General features: G+C 46.2%; 15 protein-coding genes and 1 pseudogene. 15 read left to right on the top strand and 1 reads right to left on the bottom strand.

Features of this window, described 5'->3' with window-relative positions; all coding sequences use genetic code 11:
- Nucleotides 1-3: 3 nt before the first annotated feature.
- The 7 genes from PXT33_RS04545 (at nt 4) to PXT33_RS04515 (ending at nt 6226) form a co-directional block, all read left to right on the top strand.
- Nucleotides 4-261 carry a DUF4315 family protein gene (locus tag PXT33_RS04545; protein WP_002304378.1) on the top strand — a complete coding sequence of 86 codons (258 nt, stop codon included), beginning with the start codon at nt 4-6 and terminating at the stop codon, nt 259-261.
- On the top strand, nt 251-934 hold the full coding sequence (locus PXT33_RS04540) for a DUF4366 domain-containing protein (protein ID WP_002578950.1): 684 nt from the start codon (nt 251-253) through the stop codon (nt 932-934). Before PXT33_RS04545 ends, PXT33_RS04540 begins: the two co-directional genes overlap by 11 nt.
- A gap of 151 nt (nt 935-1085) precedes the next feature.
- The gene (locus PXT33_RS04535; protein WP_002304383.1) at nt 1086-2318 is read left to right on the top strand and encodes an ATP-binding protein; all 1233 of its coding nucleotides are present in this window, start codon (nt 1086-1088) and stop codon (nt 2316-2318) included.
- 177 nt (nt 2319-2495) lie between these two features.
- Nucleotides 2496-4571: a DNA topoisomerase 3 gene (locus tag PXT33_RS04530; protein ID WP_002578949.1), complete on the top strand. Its 2076-nt coding sequence runs from the start codon at nt 2496-2498 to the stop codon at nt 4569-4571.
- A complete protein-coding gene (locus PXT33_RS04525; RefSeq protein ID WP_002304387.1) occupies nt 4568-5413 on the top strand; it encodes an LPD16 domain-containing protein in 846 nt (281 codons plus the stop codon). Before PXT33_RS04530 ends, PXT33_RS04525 begins: the two co-directional genes overlap by 4 nt.
- A gap of 13 nt (nt 5414-5426) precedes the next feature.
- On the top strand, nt 5427-6023 hold the full coding sequence (locus PXT33_RS04520) for a YodL domain-containing protein (protein ID WP_002304389.1): 597 nt from the start codon (nt 5427-5429) through the stop codon (nt 6021-6023).
- Nucleotides 6020-6226 (top strand): transposon-transfer assisting family protein, encoded by a 207-nt coding sequence (locus tag PXT33_RS04515; RefSeq protein ID WP_002578948.1) that lies wholly within the window; start codon nt 6020-6022, stop codon nt 6224-6226. Before PXT33_RS04520 ends, PXT33_RS04515 begins: the two co-directional genes overlap by 4 nt.
- A gap of 48 nt (nt 6227-6274) precedes the next feature.
- Here PXT33_RS04515 and PXT33_RS04510 read toward each other — a convergent pair whose 3' ends face one another.
- On the bottom strand, nt 6275-6988 hold the full coding sequence (locus PXT33_RS04510) for a hypothetical protein (RefSeq protein WP_021632746.1): 714 nt from the start codon (nt 6986-6988) through the stop codon (nt 6275-6277).
- A gap of 43 nt (nt 6989-7031) precedes the next feature.
- Here PXT33_RS04510 and PXT33_RS04505 point away from each other — a divergent pair, with 43 nt between their 5' ends.
- The 8 genes and pseudogenes from PXT33_RS04505 to PXT33_RS04465 all read left to right on the top strand — a co-directional run bounded on the left by PXT33_RS04505 (nt 7032) and on the right by PXT33_RS04465 (nt 18041).
- The gene (locus PXT33_RS04505; protein WP_118199520.1) at nt 7032-7370 is read left to right on the top strand and encodes a TnpV protein; all 339 of its coding nucleotides are present in this window, start codon (nt 7032-7034) and stop codon (nt 7368-7370) included.
- A 161-nt stretch (nt 7371-7531) separates the two neighbouring features.
- A complete protein-coding gene (locus tag PXT33_RS14790) occupies nt 7532-12949 on the top strand; it encodes an LPD11 domain-containing protein (RefSeq protein ID WP_316960651.1) in 5418 nt (1805 codons plus the stop codon).
- Between the two features lie 49 nt (nt 12950-12998).
- A pseudogene (locus tag PXT33_RS04490) lies at nt 12999-15121 on the top strand (recombinase family protein).
- A 17-nt stretch (nt 15122-15138) separates the two neighbouring features.
- Nucleotides 15139-15417: a TnpV protein gene (locus PXT33_RS04485; protein WP_330669632.1), complete on the top strand. Its 279-nt coding sequence runs from the start codon at nt 15139-15141 to the stop codon at nt 15415-15417.
- Between the two features lie 181 nt (nt 15418-15598).
- Nucleotides 15599-16201: a Type 1 glutamine amidotransferase-like domain-containing protein gene (locus tag PXT33_RS04480; protein WP_117488226.1), complete on the top strand. Its 603-nt coding sequence runs from the start codon at nt 15599-15601 to the stop codon at nt 16199-16201.
- A gap of 54 nt (nt 16202-16255) precedes the next feature.
- Nucleotides 16256-16774: a ClbS/DfsB family four-helix bundle protein gene (locus PXT33_RS04475; protein WP_033126079.1), complete on the top strand. Its 519-nt coding sequence runs from the start codon at nt 16256-16258 to the stop codon at nt 16772-16774.
- 251 nt (nt 16775-17025) lie between these two features.
- The gene (locus PXT33_RS04470; RefSeq protein ID WP_347070485.1) at nt 17026-17700 is read left to right on the top strand and encodes an AAA family ATPase; all 675 of its coding nucleotides are present in this window, start codon (nt 17026-17028) and stop codon (nt 17698-17700) included.
- Complete coding sequence (locus PXT33_RS04465; protein WP_347070484.1) at nt 17688-18041, top strand: hypothetical protein; 354 nt, start codon at nt 17688-17690, stop codon at nt 18039-18041. Before PXT33_RS04470 ends, PXT33_RS04465 begins: the two co-directional genes overlap by 13 nt.
- The last annotated feature ends 83 nt before the right edge of the window (nt 18042-18124 follow it).

Raw genomic sequence — 18124 nt, 5'->3', positions numbered from 1 at the left:
CGATTGAGTGCCAAGTTAGACAGAATAGGTGCAGACCTTGAAAAAGCCCGTAAGAAACGGGCAGAATGGGATGCTAAGGTGAAAGACCTGGAACGCAGATACCGTGAGGAGGAAAATTCCGAAATCCATGAGATGGTTCATGCTGCGAACCTGAATCCCGAACAGCTTTCCGAGCTGCTCCGTATGTTTGCTGCGGATATGGCTCCGAAGCCTGATACGATCAATACTATGAATGAGGAGGAAACGCAGAATGAGATTTAAGAAAATTGGAGCCGCATTGCTGGCGTGTGCAATGTGTTTTGGCGTGTTTTCTACAACGGCATTTGCCTATGTAGATGAAAGCGTAGCGACTGAAGAACCTGCGGTCGAAGAAAAAGTTCCCGAAACAGAGCCGGAGGAGCCGATGCTACCGCTTACTCCCGACGGCAATCTGACTTTGGTTGATGACGCTGGCTCGCCTACGAAAAGCGGAAAGCAGTTCATTACCGCTGTAACCAAAAACGGAAACTACTTCTATATCATCATTGACCGTGATGATAAGGGCGAGGAAACCGTGCATTTTCTGAATCAGGTGGATGAAGCCGACCTGCTCAAGCTGATGGACGAGGAAGAAGTTGCAGAGTTCACCAAGCCGGTTGAGGAAACAAAGCCGGAAGTAGTTGAAACAGTTCCTGAAATTACAGAACCGACACCGGAGGAAAAGCCGAAATCCACAAATATGCTCCCGGCGATTCTTACTCTGATTGTGCTTGCCTGTGGTGGTGGATTCTTCGTATTTAAGAAAGTCCAGGAAAAGAAGAAGGCACAGGAAGCGGCAAAGCCTGACCCAGATGCTGATTATGTGGACGATGACGAGGACTATGGGTACGATCCGGAGTTTGAGGACGACGATGAAGATAGCTCCGTCGATGAAGATGATAATGAACCTGTGTAAACAGGATAGGCTTGATGCCTGGGGCAGCCTTCGGGTTGCCTTTACATAGTTTCCGCTTTCAAAAAATAAAAAAATTTGCGTTTTTGAAAGTGACATCTTGCATATACTATTAGCAGACAGTATAATAAGTACAGCGAAGCGGTTTCGAGAAATGAAAAAACTTCAATTTTTGAAAGCGGGTGACTATATGAAAACAATCACGAGAGCAAAATATCTCGATAGAATCATTGAACTGAATGGTACTCCTGACATCAAGATCATCACGGGCATTCGTCGATCTGGTAAGTCCAAATTGATGCAGGCGTATATTGCGTATCTGAAAAGCAATTTTGAAAACATCAATATTATCTTCATCGACTTCATGGATTTGGCGTATGAAGAAATCAAGGAATACCATGCCTTACACGCCTATGTGGAAGAACATTATCAGGAAGGAAAAACGAACTACCTGTTTGTAGACGAGGTTCAGATGTGTCCCAAGTTTGAGTTGGCAATCAATAGCCTGTACTCTAAGGGAAAATACGACATCTATGTAACAGGCTCTAATGCTTTCCTGTTGAGTGCAGATCTGGCAACTCTGTTTACCGGACGCTATATTGAAATTCATGTGTTTCCTTTCAGCTTCCAGGAATATTGCCAGTATTATGATGATATTAGTGACAAAGATAAGCTCTTTGATGAGTACGCTATCAAGGGCGGTTTAGCAGGTTCCTATGCTTATAGAACCGAAAAAGACAGAACAAACTATATCAAAGAGGTCTACGAAACGATTGTTACAAGGGATTTGGTACAGAAATATACTCTCCCGGACACTTTGGTTTTACAACGTCTGAGCGAGTTCCTTATGGATAATATCAGCAACCTGACTTCTCCGAATAAGGTCAGTCAGCTACTGACAGCAAATGAGACTCCAACCAATCATGTAACCGTCGGCAAGTACATTAAGTATTTGTGCAATGCTTTTGTATTTTATGATATTAAGAGATATGACATCCGAGGTAAGAAATACCTTGAAAGCTCTGAAAAGTTCTATTTGTGTGACAGCGGTATTCGATATGCAATACTGGGAAGCAGAAATATAGACTATGGCAGAGTATATGAAAACGTTGTTTGTATCGAGCTTCTTCGCCGTGGATATGATGTCTATGTCGGCAAGCTCTATCAAAAGGAAATCGACTTTGTTGCTCAGAGAGGTAGCGAAAAGATTTATATTCAGGTCAGCGACAACATTTCCGGGCAGGAAACATTTGAGAGAGAATGCTCTCCTCTGCTTCAGATTCGAGACGCTTATCCGAAAATGATTATTGCCAGAACCAAACATCCCCAATATAGCTATGAAGGAATCGAAATTCACGATATAGCCGATTGGTTGCTACAAGAATAAGCAAGGTGAAATATCTCCGTCATTCTCTTTTGAAATGATGGAGATATTTTTATTATGACGGAGATTGTAGAACAGAAAATTGTATCAGGTTGCAAAAATCCTTTCCGAACTTTTTACATAGCAGTCATGCACTACGGTGTGTGGCTGCTTATTTTTTTGTGAAAGGAGCAGATGCAAATGAAATTAGTTTTGGCTGAAAAGCCTTCGGTTGCACAGAGTATTGCCAAAGTGTTAGGTGCTGCCAAGCGTGAGGATGGCTACTTAGAGGGAAACGGATATGTGGTCAGCTGGTGTGTAGGGCATTTGGTGGAGCTGGCACAGCCGGAAGTCTATGATGCGAAGTACAGCAAATGGGCTTATGCAGACCTTCCTATCTTCCCGATGGACTGGCAGTATGAGGTTTCTGCCGGTACGAAAAAACAGTTTGGGATTCTGAAAAAGCTCATGGCCAGAGAAGATGTTGCGAGTCTTGTGTGTGCAACAGATGCCGGTCGTGAGGGCGAGCTGATCTTTCGGTTGGTGTACCACAAAGCCGGGTGCAGAAAGCCGTTTGAGCGGCTTTGGATTTCCTCGATGGAAGATGTAGCAATCAAGGAGGGCTTTGAAAATCTCAGGTCTGGAACGGAATATGATGCTTTGTATGAAGCAGCACTGTGTCGAGAACGAGCCGACTGGATTGTTGGTATTAACGCTACTCGACTTTTTTCGACCCTTTACGGGCAGACCCTGAATGTTGGTCGTGTTATGACCCCTACCCTTGCTATGGCTGTTATGCGAGAAGCTGCCATTTCCGCATTCAAGCCTGAACTGTTCTACACAGTTCAGATTGGATTGGATGGTTTTACGGCTGCAAGCGAACGCTTCAAAACCAAGGCAGCAGCCGAAGCTGTCAAACAAAGCTGTTCGGTGGCAATCGTTCAGAAAGCTGAATGTAAGGAGAAAACAGAAAAGCCGCCTGCGCTCTATGACCTGACCAGTTTACAGAGAGAAGCCAACCGTGTGCTTGGCTACACGGCACAGCAGACCTTGGACTACACGCAGAACCTCTATGAAAAGAAACTGGTCACTTATCCCCGTACCGACAGCAGGTTTCTGACGGAAGATATGGCACATAGCCTGACCGACCTCGTAAAGCTGGCTTTCCACACATTCCCCGTGGAGGATGTGGATAACATACCAGTTCATGCAGAGCAGGTTGTGAATAACAAAAAGGTCACAGATCACCATGCCATCATTCCGACCAGAGAATTGCAGAAATGCAATCTGAGCGAACTTCCCAAGGGTGAACTTGCAATTTTGCAACTGATCTCGAATCGGTTGTGCGTAGCTGTTGGCGATCCGCACCGATACGCAGAGACAGTTATTGAGCTGGACTGTGGCGGTACCGTGTTTTCCACCAAAGGCAAAACTGTTGTGCAGGATGGATGGAAAGCTCTGGTTCAGAAAAATGATTCGACAAAATCCGACGAAAACGTGCAGACACTCCCTTCTGTTTCCGTTGGTGACGAAATGACCGTCAGCGGCACGGAAATCAAGGAAGGGAAAACATCTCCCCCTAAACACTTTACCGAGGATACTCTGCTTTCTGCTATGGAAACTGCCGGTGCGGACGAAATGCCTGATGAGGTGGAGCGCAAAGGTTTGGGAACGCCTGCGACCCGTGCCGGTATCATTGAGAAGCTGGTTCGCATCGGTTTTCTGGAGCGTAAGGGTGATAAGAAAACCAAACACCTGATTCCGACCCACAAGGGTACGGCTCTGGTAACAGTCATGCCGGAACAGATTCAGTCCCCATCCATGACGGCGGATTGGGAAGAAAAATTGTTGCTCATTGAGAAAGGCGAATATGCCAGCGAGGACTTTATGGACGAGATCAAAGATGTGATTGCCGGTCTGATTCAGAACTATGAAGTAATCCGTGATTCCGAGGTTATGATGTCGAAAGAAGCCAATTCTATCGGCAAATGCCCGCTCTGCGGCAGTGCTGTAGAGGACAAAGCCAAGGCATTTTTCTGTTCCAACAGAGCTTGCAAATTTGCCCTCTGGAAAAACAATCGCTACTTTGCGAGCATCGGCAAGAGCATGACTTCTGCCACGGCGCAGAAATTGCTTGGTTCCGGCAAGGTAAAGCTCAAGAATTGCAAGTCCGAAAGAACGGGCAACACCTTTGATGCCACCGTCTTTATGGAGGTATCAGATGATGGCAAAACGAAGTTCAGTATGGAATTTGAAAATGGAGGAAAGCGCAAATGACAAATGAGTACAACCCGGATGGTAAGGAAATCCGATTTATCGACAGCCATTATAAGGATTTGTTTCATATCCCCGATGGCAGCTGTGTGCAGATTCACTACCCGGATGAAATGGTTGTGAAGCCCTGCACCTTCATTGACGAGTATCATACGCAGATCGGATACAATGTGTTTCATATCTGCCAGTTTGCAGAAATTATGGAGCGCAACGGCGCAAGCTATATGCCGGAGCCTGAGATTATGGGCGATGAAGCCGCATGGAAGGTCGGAAAGGATAGAATCCTTGCGGTGCAGACCTGCGAAGATGGTTACGACTACACCCTGTTGGATGAAAACTACAACGAGATTGATGGCGGTCAGGTTGATAACCCTGAACTGTCCATGCTCGAAGTCCGCCGGGATATTCTGGAATCCTTCGGGCTGGAGCGCCGGGAACTGCGGGCAATGTTCTATGAGGATGTCATGGAGCAGGCTTTTGAAGTCGGCAGACAGGCGGTGGTGGTCAATGACCCTATCGCTGAGCTTGCTTTTAAGCTCGACCGTTTTGCAGAGAACTTCGACCCCTATGAATATATGGATCAGGTCGATGATGTGCAGGCGCATATCCAAGAAATCAAGGCAGATCTTGCCGCTGGTAATACGGCTCCGTATCGTGAGTTCCTGAATACAGCCATTGAAGAAGCCCGTGAGGAAACTGCGGTTGAGGTTGCCAAAGTGCTGAAAAGTCAGCTGGATAAGCTCGACTCTCCGAAGCGTGAGTCGGTCATGGAAAAACTGGCACAGGCCGCAGAAAAAGCTGCGCCTGCCAGTCCCTCTCCCAAACGCAAAGAGCCTGAACGATAAGGAGGACACGGATATGAAAAACGAAAAATGGGATGATGTTCACGGAAATACCACCCCGGATGACAGAATGGTTGCTTTTCTGGAAAGCCCCACGGATTCCTATGCGATTCTTCAGCTGCGGGAAGATGTAGACGATAATATCCCGCTCATGTTTGCAAATTACAGCTACCTTCAGAAGAAAGAAATGGAGCCTGAGATTGACCGTTACGAGGTGGTCTATCATGGCTCCATTTCTATGTCCGAGGATGTGAATCGGCAGCTGGAAGATTTGTATGTAAAGTTCAATATTGACCACCCGGATGATTTCCGTGGTCACAGTATGTCGGTCAGCGACATCGTAGCCTTAAAGGTAGTCGGTGAGGTATCCTTTCACTATGTAGATTCTGTTGGGTTTCAGAAGCTGGAAAACTTTATGAAGTCCGAAAACTACCTGAAAAACGCAGAGATGGCAATGGAAGATGATTATGGGATGATTGACGGTATCATCAATAACGGAAAAGCGTCCGGATTAGAGGAACGTCCTTCGGTGTTGGAGCAGTTAAAGGAAAAGCCCGTGCCGGATGTTTCCCATAAGCCGCCCAAGAGCCACCCGGAAAGGGAGATTGAATGATGGATTTCACACAGGATGAGCGGAACATGATGATGCTTTACAGCCCTGGCACAAGGTCAGGGCTGTGTGAAGCACTGACACTGATGAAGGAACAGCTTTCGGAGGACGAGTCAGAGCTTTTTGCTTTGGCAGACTCGGTTCTCCGTAAAGTTTCAGCCATGGACGATGCCGCCTTTGAGAAGCTGAACCTTTATCCGGATTGATAGGATTGGAGGGATACAATGAACGCAAAAGAGCGATTTTATTCCGGATTAGCAAAAGAAACGATTGGGAAAATCACCTCGAACACAGATAACTGGACTTCGTTTTTGAGAACGATGTCCCGCAACTATGAGTTCACCTATCCGGAACAGGTGATGATTTATGCTCAGCGCCCCAATGCGACCTTTTGCAAGCCCTATGAGGACTGGAACGCTGAAAATTACCGCAGATATGTAAAGCGTGGCTCTACCGGCATTGCTCTGTTTGTGATGAACAGGGATAAACCGTATCTGCGCTATGTGTTTGATGTGGCGGATACCGGCGTTCGCCGTTCTTCCCCGGAACTGAAACCGTGGGAGGTGACGCCTGAAAACCGCTCCTATGTCATGGAAGCGATGGAGCGTACCTTCGGTGTTGCCGCTGACGGGGTACTGGAAGCACAGCTTGAAGATATTGCATCCGCACTGGCGGCTGAGTATTGGGACGATTACAAAAAGCAGTTCCTCGACATCGTTGCCAACAGCTTCCTTGAGGAGTATGATGAACTCAACATCGAAGTAGCTTTCAAAAATGCGGTGGCAAACAGCGTATCCTATACGATGTATTGCCGGTTCGTGGAAAGTCCCGACAACTACTTCGAGCATGAGGATTTCCAGAAGGTGTTTGATTTTAACACCAGACAGACGGTAAATGCCCTTGGTACTGCGGTGAATGCCATCAGCACAAGGATGTTTCAGGAAATCGAAAAAGCGATTGGAGAACATGAGCAGATTAAAGCTACCGAAAGGAGTACAGATTATGAGCGAGATGACTTACAGACAGGCCGGAGATTATCAGATTCCGAACCTTCAGTTGGAGAACGAGGGAGAGAAACCTCTGGGCAAGTACGGCAGGATGCGTCGAGCATTTTTGGAACAGAACAATCCGATGCTCCTGAACGACATGATTCTGACGGAGAGCCTGTTCCCGCACCTGTGGGAGATCGAGGAAACAGCGAAAGCCAGAGTGGAGTTTCTGATGGAGCAGTACCTGAAGGACAGCCCCGCACCGGACAAGGAAACGCAGCAGATGGCGTGGGTGCAGCACATGAACAGCCTGAAAGCACAGGCGGAGGAAGTCGTGATGACGGAGCTTATCAACAGCTGAGTCTGAACCTTTTCCTCTCCGAAAATGAACAAATCAGTTTTATCGACCGAGCAGAGAGCTTTACGCCCTCTGCTTTTTCTTTTGCCCAGGAAGAAATCGACCACTTCCTTCTGCTTGGTAGCAATACCGATGAAGCCCGAAAAGTCGTAGCGCTGGAATATATGAAGCAGAAGCCGTTGGAAGAAATCGTTCAGACCTTAAAGCAGGTCTATCACGGCGGCTATGGTCTGAAAGAAGATAGCGGGAATATCTGTGCGTGGTATGCCGAGGACGGTATCCACCTTGCCAAAGGTTCCTCTGCCATTGACAGCCCCAGAGCGCAGATCGTTTCTTGGGAAACGGTTGCCGAGCGCATTGGAGAACTGCTTGAAAATGGTCGGTTCGCAACTAATGTGGAACTGGTAGAAGCATCCGGATATGAGCGTCAGAAGTTGGCAGAATCCCTGTGGCATCTTTATCACGATTTGAGTGAAGAAGCCCGTTCCAGCAACTATCTGGCAATTCTTCATCAGGAACCGTTTCGTGGTTTCCCTGACGAAACCGCAGACTTGGCTGAAAAGTTGGATGACCCTCGTTTCCACGCAACCTTGGTACAGCAGTATTCGGAATTTAGAAAAACCCTTGCGGAAAATCCCGATCTGCTTCGTTTTCACTATCACAAGCTGAATCTCATTCAGAAACAGCTGTATGAGTTGAATATGCCTTTGCGTGAGTATCAGACCGATATGATGCAGATGCCCCTTGTCCGCCAGTTCATTACGGATGATGAAGTCAATGCAGACTTGACCCGTGGAAGCGGCTTTTCCGGTGGTAAAGCCCGTATTTATAACTACTGGCAGGAGAATCATTCTGCCAAGGAAAAGATGGACTTCCTGAAGCATGAATACGGAACCGGTGGTCATTCCCATGCCTGCTCTGGTGCAACGCACAGCGGTCAGGATCACGATGCCAAGGGTGTTGCTTACACCAAGAGCGGTTGCGATAAATTGCAGATGTCCTGGGCGCAGGTGGTGCAGAGAATCGACGGTCTGATACGAAAGGGACGCTACCTCAGCCCGGAGGAAGAAGCGGAACGACAGGCTATCGAAGAAGCTAAAACTGATCCGTTGGAAGATGTTTATGACCGTTTCGCAGTGATTGATACCGAGGATGGCGAGTATGCGATCTGGGATAATCAGACCGATGACTACTATGTAGACCCGGAAGGCGTTACGGAATACTTCACGGACGAATGGCTTGCCAATGACTATTTGGAGGAAGTTCGTCAGTCCGTAGCTGCGATGGAGTCGGTTCAGCCAGAAGCGCCTGTGGCAGAGCCTGCCGAAGTTGTGGAAGCATCTGCTTCCGAGGAACCGAAATGGAATTATCAGGTCGGTGACACGGTATATCTGGACGATACAGCTTTCCGTGTGGAGCAGATCACGGACAGAGAAGTTCAGCTGCGTGACCCTACGCTTGCTTATCCCATCTTCCGTGCCGAGAATCGTGAGAATTTCGAGCGTATGCTCTCTCAGGACGAAAGAAACCATGCGGTAAGGGTTGATGCCCAAACCGAAGAAAAGCCCGTTACAGAGGATTTTCTGGGCAAAACCGAACCGAGGGACTACACCCCTGAGTATCAGCTGTTAGACCGTCTGCGTATGGACTGCGAATACTTCCTTGGTGCAGGACAGCACAGCGAAAAGCATCTGTGGGCAGGCAACCGCCATGCACAGATTGCCAAGATGCGTGAGCTGTATGAAATGATTCCCGACAAACCAGAATGGCTGACACCTGAGATGATTAACAGCTACGAGGAGCGCATGGCTCCCCGCTATCTGGTTGCCGCCTACCATCACTTTGAAAACGGCTTCGATGATAAACTGGACTACTACACTCTGGAAGAAGCGGAAAAAGCTGCCCAGGGCTATGTGGACGGAACCATGGAGGATGACGGATTCAAGTACGATGGTGCTGCCGTTTACGATCAGCAGGAGCATAAGTGCATCCGTATCTATGGGGACTACCCTGACGAAAAGGCACACGCACAGGTCAGAGCCAGTGCGGAACCCGAACAGCAGGAACCGGAACACTTCATCGATCATTTTTATGTTGCCGAGGACATTCAGAAGCGGGGTGCGCTGGACATCAAGGAATACAGTTCCTTTGATGATGCCCTGCGAGCCTACTATGCACTTCCTGACACGCAGAGAAAAGCCCTGGGTGCAATGAATACCAGAGATCTGCCGGGTAGTCTGGACTTCGTACAGTGCGTAGATGGAAAGGACACCATCATTCAGGATTATGCCCAGGTGGACGGATGGCAGAATGCCGAAGTCATGGACATTATCGCTCAGCTTGAGCAGTCCATCACCACCAGAGAAATCCCACCTGTTCCTGCGGTGAACTTCCACATCACGGATGACAACATCGGTGAAGGTGGACCGAAGCAGAAATTCGCAAGAAACATCGCAGCCATTGAAACTCTGTTCAAACTGGAAAGCGAGAACAGGAACGCCACTACCGAAGAACAGGAGATTTTGTCGAATTATGTCGGTTGGGGCGGTCTGGCAGATGCCTTTGACCCGGACAAGGGAAATTGGGCGAAGGAGTATCAGACACTGAAAAACCTGCTTTCCGAAGATGAATATGCTGCGGCAAGAGCTTCCACCCTGAACGCACATTACACCAGCCCTACGGTCATTCGCTCCATCTACGATGCGGTCGGACAGATGGGCTTTGAAACAGGAAATATTCTGGAGCCTGCTATGGGTATCGGCAACTTCTTTGGTATGCTCCCTCCTGAAATGCAGAGCAGCCGTTTGTATGGTGTGGAACTGGATTCCATCACCGGCAGAATTGCTCAGAAGCTCTATCCCAACGCAGAAATCAAAGTAGCCGGTTTTGAAACGACAGACCGCCGAGACTTTTACGATCTGGCTGTGGGTAATGTCCCTTTCGGCAACTACAAAGTGTCCGACAAGCCGTATGACAAGCTGGGATTCTCCATTCACAACTATTTCTTTGCCAAGGCTTTGGATCAGGTTCGTCCCGGTGGTGTGGTCGCTTTTGTGACAAGCCGTTACACCATGGATTCCAAGAACTCTGACGCAAGGCGATATATGGCGCAGAGGGCGGAACTGCTTGGTGCAATCCGTCTGCCAAACGATGCCTTTAAGAAAAACGCAGGCACGGAAGTCGTGTCCGACATCCTGTTCCTGCAAAAGCGTGACCATCCGATTGACATTGTACCGGAATGGGTAAACCTTGACCGCACCGAAGAAGGACACACCATGAACAGCTACTTTGTCGCTCATCCTGAAATGGTTCTGGGCGATACGGTGGAAGAAAGTACCGCCTACGGCATGGACATTACAGTGCGTCCCATTGAGGGCATGGAACTGTCCGAACTTCTGAAAGAAGCAGTTTCCCACATCCAAGGAACCTATCAGGCTGTGGAGCTTCCCGAAGCTGACAAGGGTAAGGAAATCGAAACCATTCCTGCAACCCCGGATGTAAAGAATTTCTCTTATACCGTGGTGGATGGCAATGTGTACTTCCGTGAAAACTCCCTGATGCGCCGTGTAGACCTGAATGAGAAAGCAAAAGACCGTGTGATGGGCATGGTGGAACTTCGTGGTATCGTCAACGAGCTGATCGAATATCAGCTTGAGGATTACCCGGATGAAATGATTACTCAGAAACAGGCAGAACTGAATGATGCCTACGATGCGTTTGCCGCAAAGAACGGGCTTATCAATAATCGAGCCAATGGTCAGGCATTTGCTGACGATTCCTCCTACTATCTCCTGTGTTCTCTGGAAAATGTGGATGAGGACGGCAATCTGAAAAGCAAGGCGGATATGTTCACCAAGCGAACCATCAAGCCGGAACGCAGAGTGACGAGCGTGGATACGCCGTCCGAAGCTCTGGCAATCTCTATCGGTGAGCGTGGCAAGGTGGATTTGCCGTTTATGGCACAGCTGCTTGGAACACCTGGAGAATACGATGCGATTCAGGCAGAGCTTCGAGGGGTGATCTTCAAAGACCCGATGGCTCCCGATGCTGTGGAAGTTGGATGGCAGACTGCCGATGATTACCTTTCCGGTGATGTAAGAAGCAAGCTGCGTGTCGCACAGATGGCGGCAGACAGGGATTCTTCCTTCCACATCAATGTGGAAGCCTTGCAGAAAGCACAGCCGAAGGACTTGGATGCGTCCGAGATTGATGTGCGTTTGGGTGCAACATGGATTGATGCCGATTATATTCAGCAGTTCATGGAGGAAACCTTTGAAACGCCGTATTACTTGCGCCGTTCCATTGAGGTCAAGTTCTCCGAGCTGACCGCAGAGTGGCGCATCAACGGTAAGAGTTCTCCCAACTACAACGATGTGGCGGCGTATGTCACCTACGGTACAGAGCGAGCCAACGCATATCGGATTCTGGAGGAAACGCTGAATCTGAAGGATATTCGTATCTATGATACGATTGAAGATGCAGATGGTAAGCAGAAGCGTGTCCTCAATAAAAAAGAAACTACCCTGGCACAGCAGAAACAGCAGGCAATCAAGGATGCGTTCCGAGATTGGATTTGGAGAGATCCGCACAGACGAGAAACCCTTTCCACCAAGTACAACGAACTTTTTAACTCCACCAGACCTCGTGAGTATGATGGCTCTCATATCCGTTTCGGCGGCATGAACCCGGATATTACCCTCCGTGAACACCAGAGAAATGCTATCGCTCATGTGCTATATGGTGGAAATACGCTGCTTGCACACGAAGTTGGTGCGGGCAAGACCTTCGAGATGGCTGCATCGGCTATGGAGAGTAAACGGCTTGGATTGAGCCAGAAATCCCTGTTCGTTGTGCCGAATCACTTGACCTTACAGTGGGCAAACGAGTTCCTGCACCTCTATCCGAGTGCCAAGCTCCTTGTTGCCACCAAGAAGGATTTTGAAACAGCAAACCGTAAGAAGTTCTGCGCTCGTATCGCAACGGGTGACTATGATGCAGTCATCATCGGTCACAGCCAGTTTGAAAAAATCCCGCTTTCTGCCGAACGACAGGAACGGCAGCTGCGGGAGCAGATTGATGAGATCGAGGGTGCGATTGCGGAGCTGAAATGGCAGCGTGGCGAAAACTTCACGATCAAGCAGATGGAGAAAACACGAAAATCATTGGAAGCCAGACTGGACAAGCTCCTTGCCGCTGACAAGAAAGATGATGTCATTACCTTTGAGCAGTTGGGTGTAGACCGGCTGTTTGTGGACGAAAGCCATGCGTTCAAGAATTTGTTCCTCTACACAAAAATGCGAAATGTGGCAGGTCTGTCCACCTCCGAAGCCCAGAAATCTTCGGATATGTTTATGAAGTGCCGCTATATGGATGAGCTGACCGGCGGGCGTGGTGTGATCTTTGCAACCGGTACTCCAGTAAGTAACTCGATGACCGAGCTTTATACGGTCATGCGCTATCTCCAGTACAGTACGCTCCAGCAAAAGAACCTGACCCATTTTGATTCCTGGGCATCGACCTTCGGAGAAACAACAACTGCGATTGAGCTTGCACCGGAGGGCTATACTTTTATAGGACGATGAATTTAACTGTCCTAAATTGAAAAAATACATAAGGAAGGAGGTAAAAAGAATGTCAAGGACTTCAAGAATTACGGCACTTTACGAGCGTTTGTCGAGAGATGATGACCTTACAGGCGAGTCAAATTCGATAACCAACCAAAAGAAATACTTGGAAGATTACGCCCGTAGGAATGGTTTTGAAAACATTCGTCATTTTACCGATGACGGATTTTCGGGTGTAAATTTCAATCGCCCCGGCTTTCAATCTCTGATAAAAGAAGTTGAAGCAGGAAATGTAGAAACCTTGATTGTAAAGGATATGAGCCGATTAGGGCGAAATTATCTGCAAGTAGGGTTTTATACGGAAGTTCTGTTTCCACAGAAAAATGTCCGTTTTCTTGCAATCAACAACAGTATTGACAGTAACAACGCTTCGGATAATGATTTTGCTCCGTTTTTGAATATTATGAATGAATGGTATGCCAAAGACACAAGCAATAAAATCAAGGCTATATTCGATGCCCGTATGAAAGACGGAAAGCGTTGTAGCGGTTCTATCCCTTATGGGTATAACCGACTGCCGAACGATAAACAAACGCTTGTTGTTGACCCTGTGGCTTCGGAAGTGGTAAAGCGTATCTTTCTTCTTGCCAATGATGGCAAAAGTACAAGGGCAATCGCAGAAATACTGACCGAAGAAAAAGCTTTAACCCCTGCGGCATACGCAAAGGAATACCACCCCGAACAGTACAACGGCAACAAGTTCACAAACCCTTATCTTTGGGCAATGTCAACGATAAGAAATATTTTAGACAGGCAGGAATATCTCGGACACACCGTTTTGCGTAAGTCTGTAAGCACAAATTTCAAACTTCACAAGAGAAAAAGCACAGACGAAGAAGAACAGTATGTATTTCCGAATACACACGAACCTATCATATCGCAGGAACTTTGGGACAGCGTTCAGAAACGCAGAAGCAGAGTAAATCGTGCTTCGGCTTGGGAACGCACAGCAACCGTTTGAGCGGATATTTGTACTGTGCCGATTGCGGAAGAAGAATGACTTTGCAGACACATTACAGTAAAAAAGACGGTTCTGTGCAGTATTCTTACCGTTGCGGTGGGTATGCAAGCAGAGTGAACGGTTGTACTGCTCATTCGATTAGTGCTGACAATGTTGAAGCCTTGATATTATCATCTGTCAAACGCTTTTCAAGGTTTGTTCTTAATGATGAACAAGCCTTTGCTTTGGAACTGCAATCCCTTTGGAAAGACAAGCAAGAGGAAAAGCCGAAACACAATCAATCGGAACTGCAACGCTGTCAGAAACGCTATGACGAACTTTCCGCACTTGTTCGTGGCTTGTATGAAAATCTCATATCGGGTTTACTTCCCGAAAGACAGTATAAGCAACTTATGAAACAATATGATGACGAGCAGGCAGAGCTGGAAACGAAAATGGAAACGATGAAAACAGAACTTGCCGAAGAAAAAGTAAATTCCGTTGATATTAAGCATTTCATTTCGCTGATACGCAAGTGTAAAAATCCTACGGAAATCTCCGATACAATGTTTAATGAACTTGTTGATAAGATAGTGGTTTATGAAGCAGAGGGTGTGGGAAAAGCACGAACACAAAAGGTCGATATTTATTTTAACTATGTCGGTCAAGTGGATATTGCCTACACCGAAGAAGAACTTGCCGAGATAAAAGAGCAGGAAGAACAAGAGGAAAAGAAACGATTGGAAAAACAGCGTCATCGTGAAAAAGCCTACCGAGAGAAACGAAAAGCGAAGAAAATCGCTGAAAACGGTGGCGAGGTCGTCAAGACAAAGGTTTGTCCTCATTGTAATAAAGAGTTTATCCCAACAAGCAATCGACAGGTGTTCTGTTCAAAAGAGTGTTGCTATCAAGCAAGGCAAGACAAAAAGAAAGCCGACCGAGAAGCAGAACGGGGAAATCACTATTACCGACAGCGTGAATGTGCTGTGTGTGGAAATTCCTATTGGCCTACACACAGCCAACAGAAATTCTGCTCCGAAGAATGTCAAAGGGTAAATCACAATAAGAAGACCTTGGAGTTTTACCACCATAAAAGAGAAAAGGAGAAGTCGCAATGCAAAGATTTATCACAGACGAAAGAACGGGTATCCGATATGAGCTTATCGGGGACTATTACTACCCCTGCTTAACCGCAGAAGAAAAGCCTTTGCTTTCAAAGTACGGAAGAATGCGAGAGCGATATTTGAAAGAACACAAGCGAGTTTTATATTACACTCTGCTGACAAGTGGAAAGTTATATGAACACCTTGCCGAGATTGACACTTCGGCTTGTGATATGGCTGAATATCTTATAAAGGAAATGGCAAGAAAGCAAGGAGTTACCGAGCAATTAAAGGCTGTGGATATGATGAGATGGGTCGGACTTATGAATAATATTCGAGCTTGTGCAGATGAGATTGTACTGAATGATATTGTGTATTCCTGATGGAGTACCAACCGAAGAAGAACTGCTGTCGAGTGATGGCAGTTTTTCTTTTTCGGCAAGTGATCAAGAAGTTATTAAGTCGAGAGTGTAGTCGAAGTGGGCAAGTTGAAAAAATCACAAAAATATGGTATAATGCATTTTAATTAAGACAGCAAATCGGTATTTATAAAGGAGAATATTGATGAAACTATTTTTATGTTCGCACTTTTCAAGTGTAGGAAGTCTGATAAAAGAAGAAATTGAAAATAAGAAAGTCGCATTTATTCCAACAGCTTCGTTGCGTGAAGGCTACACCGGTTATGTCGGCTCGGCTCGAAAATTATTCAAAAAGTTGGGAGCAATCGTAACTGAAATTGATATTTCAACGGAGGCTTATTCAACGATACAGTCTGTTTTTGAAGATGCAGATGTGATATATTTTACCGGCGGAAATTCTTTCTTTCTTATGGACCAACTCCGTAAAACAAGAACTGATGGGTTGCTGAAAAAGGAATTGGTAAATGGAAAATTGATGATCGGCGAGTCGGCAGGCGCAATTATATGCGCTCCAAGCATCCAATATATCGAGCAAATGGATGAAAAGCCGGAGGACTACTCACAAGAAGATGATGCAGGGCTTGATTTGATTGATTTCTATGTTCTTCCGCATTATCTTACAGCACCATTTAAGAAAGTTACCGAGAAAATAATGACTGAGTTTTCGGATTTGAATCTATGCCCTATTAACAACCATCAGGGAATTGTAATTGATGGTGAAGGTTCAAAGGTTATTTGCGAAGACTAATTTGAAAAATCCTTTTTTTGAAACTGGAAAATCGGAAGCTGAGGAGATAGACTATTGAGAACATATGAGAATAAAGACGAGCTTAAAAACGAGATAAATAAAAGCTTTGCAAAGTATATTTCAGAATTTAATGATATTCCGGAGCATTTAAAAGATAAGAGAATTGATGAGGTCGATCGAACTCCGGCAGAAAATCTTGCTTATCAGGTTGGCTGGACAACTCTTGTTATTAAATGGGAATCAGACGAAAGAAAGGGTATTCCTGTCAAAACTCCTTCGGATAATTTTAAGTGGAATCAGCTTGGCGAATTATATCAATGGTTCACAGATACATATGCTCAGCTGTCACTGCAAGAATTGAAAGACAGATTGAATGAGAATATCAACTCTATTTATGCAATGATTGATTCTCTGAGTGATGAAGAATTATTTAAACCACATATGAGAAAATGGGCTGACGAAGCAACTAAAACAGCTGTCTGGGAAGTATACAAATTCATACATGTTAATACAGTTGCTCCGTTCGGAACCTTTAGAACCAAGATTAGAAAATGGAAAAAGATTGCACTATAACTTCCAGTTTGTCTGTAACTAAAAGACAAGTGTTGAAGCGAAAAACATCGTAGAAATACGGTGTTTTTTGTTACCCTAAAATCTACAATTTTATACATAACCACAGGTTAGTACAAACACCTTGTGTCCCTTTTTGAAAGGCTTAAAACGAGGATTTTTCCTTGATTTTCGCCCCGAAAAGCAACACAAACAAGGTTTAGGTATCAATCTGTGGTTTTTATATTTTCAGACGAAAAGGAGAACAAAGAAAAATGATTGAAAATGAAATGACTGTCAGCGTACCTCTTGAAGTTGTCAAGGCAAGTGAAATTGAACCAAAAGAAGTGAAATGGCTATGGTATCCGTATATTCCGTTTGGCAAGGTTACGCTGTTGCAGGGCGATCCCGGCGATGGAAAAAGCAAGCTAATGCTTTCCATTGCCGCCCTGCTCTCTAAGGGCGAACCTCTGCCCTTTACCGAAACGGAAGAAAACGAACCTATGACTATCATCTATCAGACAACGGAAGATGACGCAGATGATACGGTAGTACCTCGATTTAATTCTGCCGGTGGCAACGGAGAGAACCTTATCTTTATCAAGGAAGATGAAAAGTCTTTATCCTTTGGAGATAACCGCATTGCAGAAGCAATCGAAAAGTACCACGCAAGACTTTTAATTCTTGACCCGATGAGTTCCTATATCGGAGAGAATTGCTCAATGAACAATGCCAATGAAACACGAGCTGAGTTTAATCATCTGATAGCGGTTGCAAAAGATACTGGCTGTGCCATTGTGATTATCGCTCATATGAACAAGATGAGGGATACCAATCCCTCTACCGCACCAACGGTTCGATTGACATTGCGGGTGCTGCGAGAAGTATTCTTGCAATCACACGCACACCGAACAAAGAAGCACCTGCGGAAAGATATTTGGTGCAGGTAAAATCCAACCTTGCCCCGACAGGCTCTGCCATTCTGTTTGAAGTATCTGAGAAAGGTGTGGACTTTATTTCCGAAATGGATATGACAGCAGAAGAAGCGTTCCAATCCCTCGCCCCGAAAATCGGCAGACCCAACGATAAGGAAGTCAAGGCGAAAGCATTTCTGATTGAAATGCTGAAAGACGGAGAAATGCTTTCTTCGGATTGTGAAGAAAAACTTGAAGCCGCAGGGTTCAGGAAATCGACCATTAAAAAGGCAAAGAAGAACGCAGGAGTTATCTCCCGAAAGAAAGGTTTTCTGTGGTACTGGTCTTTGCCGATGGGCGATATACCGAGAGAATAAATGCAGGCTGTCTGCTGATGGGACAGTCTGTTTTTATGATTGAGGTATCAAAGGAGGTCAAGGGGAACACCCTTGCCCACGAC

Origin of the sequence: Faecalibacterium taiwanense, from assembly GCF_036632915.2 — a bacterium.
GTDB classification, from domain to species: domain Bacteria; phylum Bacillota; class Clostridia; order Oscillospirales; family Ruminococcaceae; genus Faecalibacterium; species Faecalibacterium taiwanense.
The sequence above is the reverse complement of the archived record's forward strand: the minus strand, read 5'-3'. Positions and strand labels throughout refer to the sequence as shown.

Bases quoted from the DNA above. Each gene is read 5' to 3' on its own strand.
- PXT33_RS04535 (WP_002304383.1), top strand. From the start codon at position 1,086: ATGAAAAAACTTCAATTTTTGAAAGCGGGTGACTATATGAAAACAATC.
- PXT33_RS04480 (WP_117488226.1), top strand. From the start codon at position 15,599: ATGAAACTATTTTTATGTTCGCACTTTTCAAGTGTAGGAAGTCTGATA.
- PXT33_RS04540 (WP_002578950.1), top strand. From the start codon at position 251: ATGAGATTTAAGAAAATTGGAGCCGCATTGCTGGCGTGTGCAATGTGT.
- PXT33_RS04515 (WP_002578948.1), top strand. From the start codon at position 6,020: ATGATGGATTTCACACAGGATGAGCGGAACATGATGATGCTTTACAGC.
- PXT33_RS14790 (WP_316960651.1), top strand. From the start codon at position 7,532: ATGAAGCAGAAGCCGTTGGAAGAAATCGTTCAGACCTTAAAGCAGGTC.
- PXT33_RS04470 (WP_347070485.1), top strand. From the start codon at position 17,026: ATGATTGAAAATGAAATGACTGTCAGCGTACCTCTTGAAGTTGTCAAG.
- PXT33_RS04525 (WP_002304387.1), top strand. From the start codon at position 4,568: ATGACAAATGAGTACAACCCGGATGGTAAGGAAATCCGATTTATCGAC.
- PXT33_RS04530 (WP_002578949.1), top strand. From the start codon at position 2,496: ATGAAATTAGTTTTGGCTGAAAAGCCTTCGGTTGCACAGAGTATTGCC.
- PXT33_RS04505 (WP_118199520.1), top strand. From the start codon at position 7,032: ATGACTTACAGACAGGCCGGAGATTATCAGATTCCGAACCTTCAGTTG.
- PXT33_RS04510 (WP_021632746.1), bottom strand. From the start codon at position 6,988: ATGTTCTCCAATCGCTTTTTCGATTTCCTGAAACATCCTTGTGCTGAT.
- PXT33_RS04520 (WP_002304389.1), top strand. From the start codon at position 5,427: ATGAAAAACGAAAAATGGGATGATGTTCACGGAAATACCACCCCGGAT.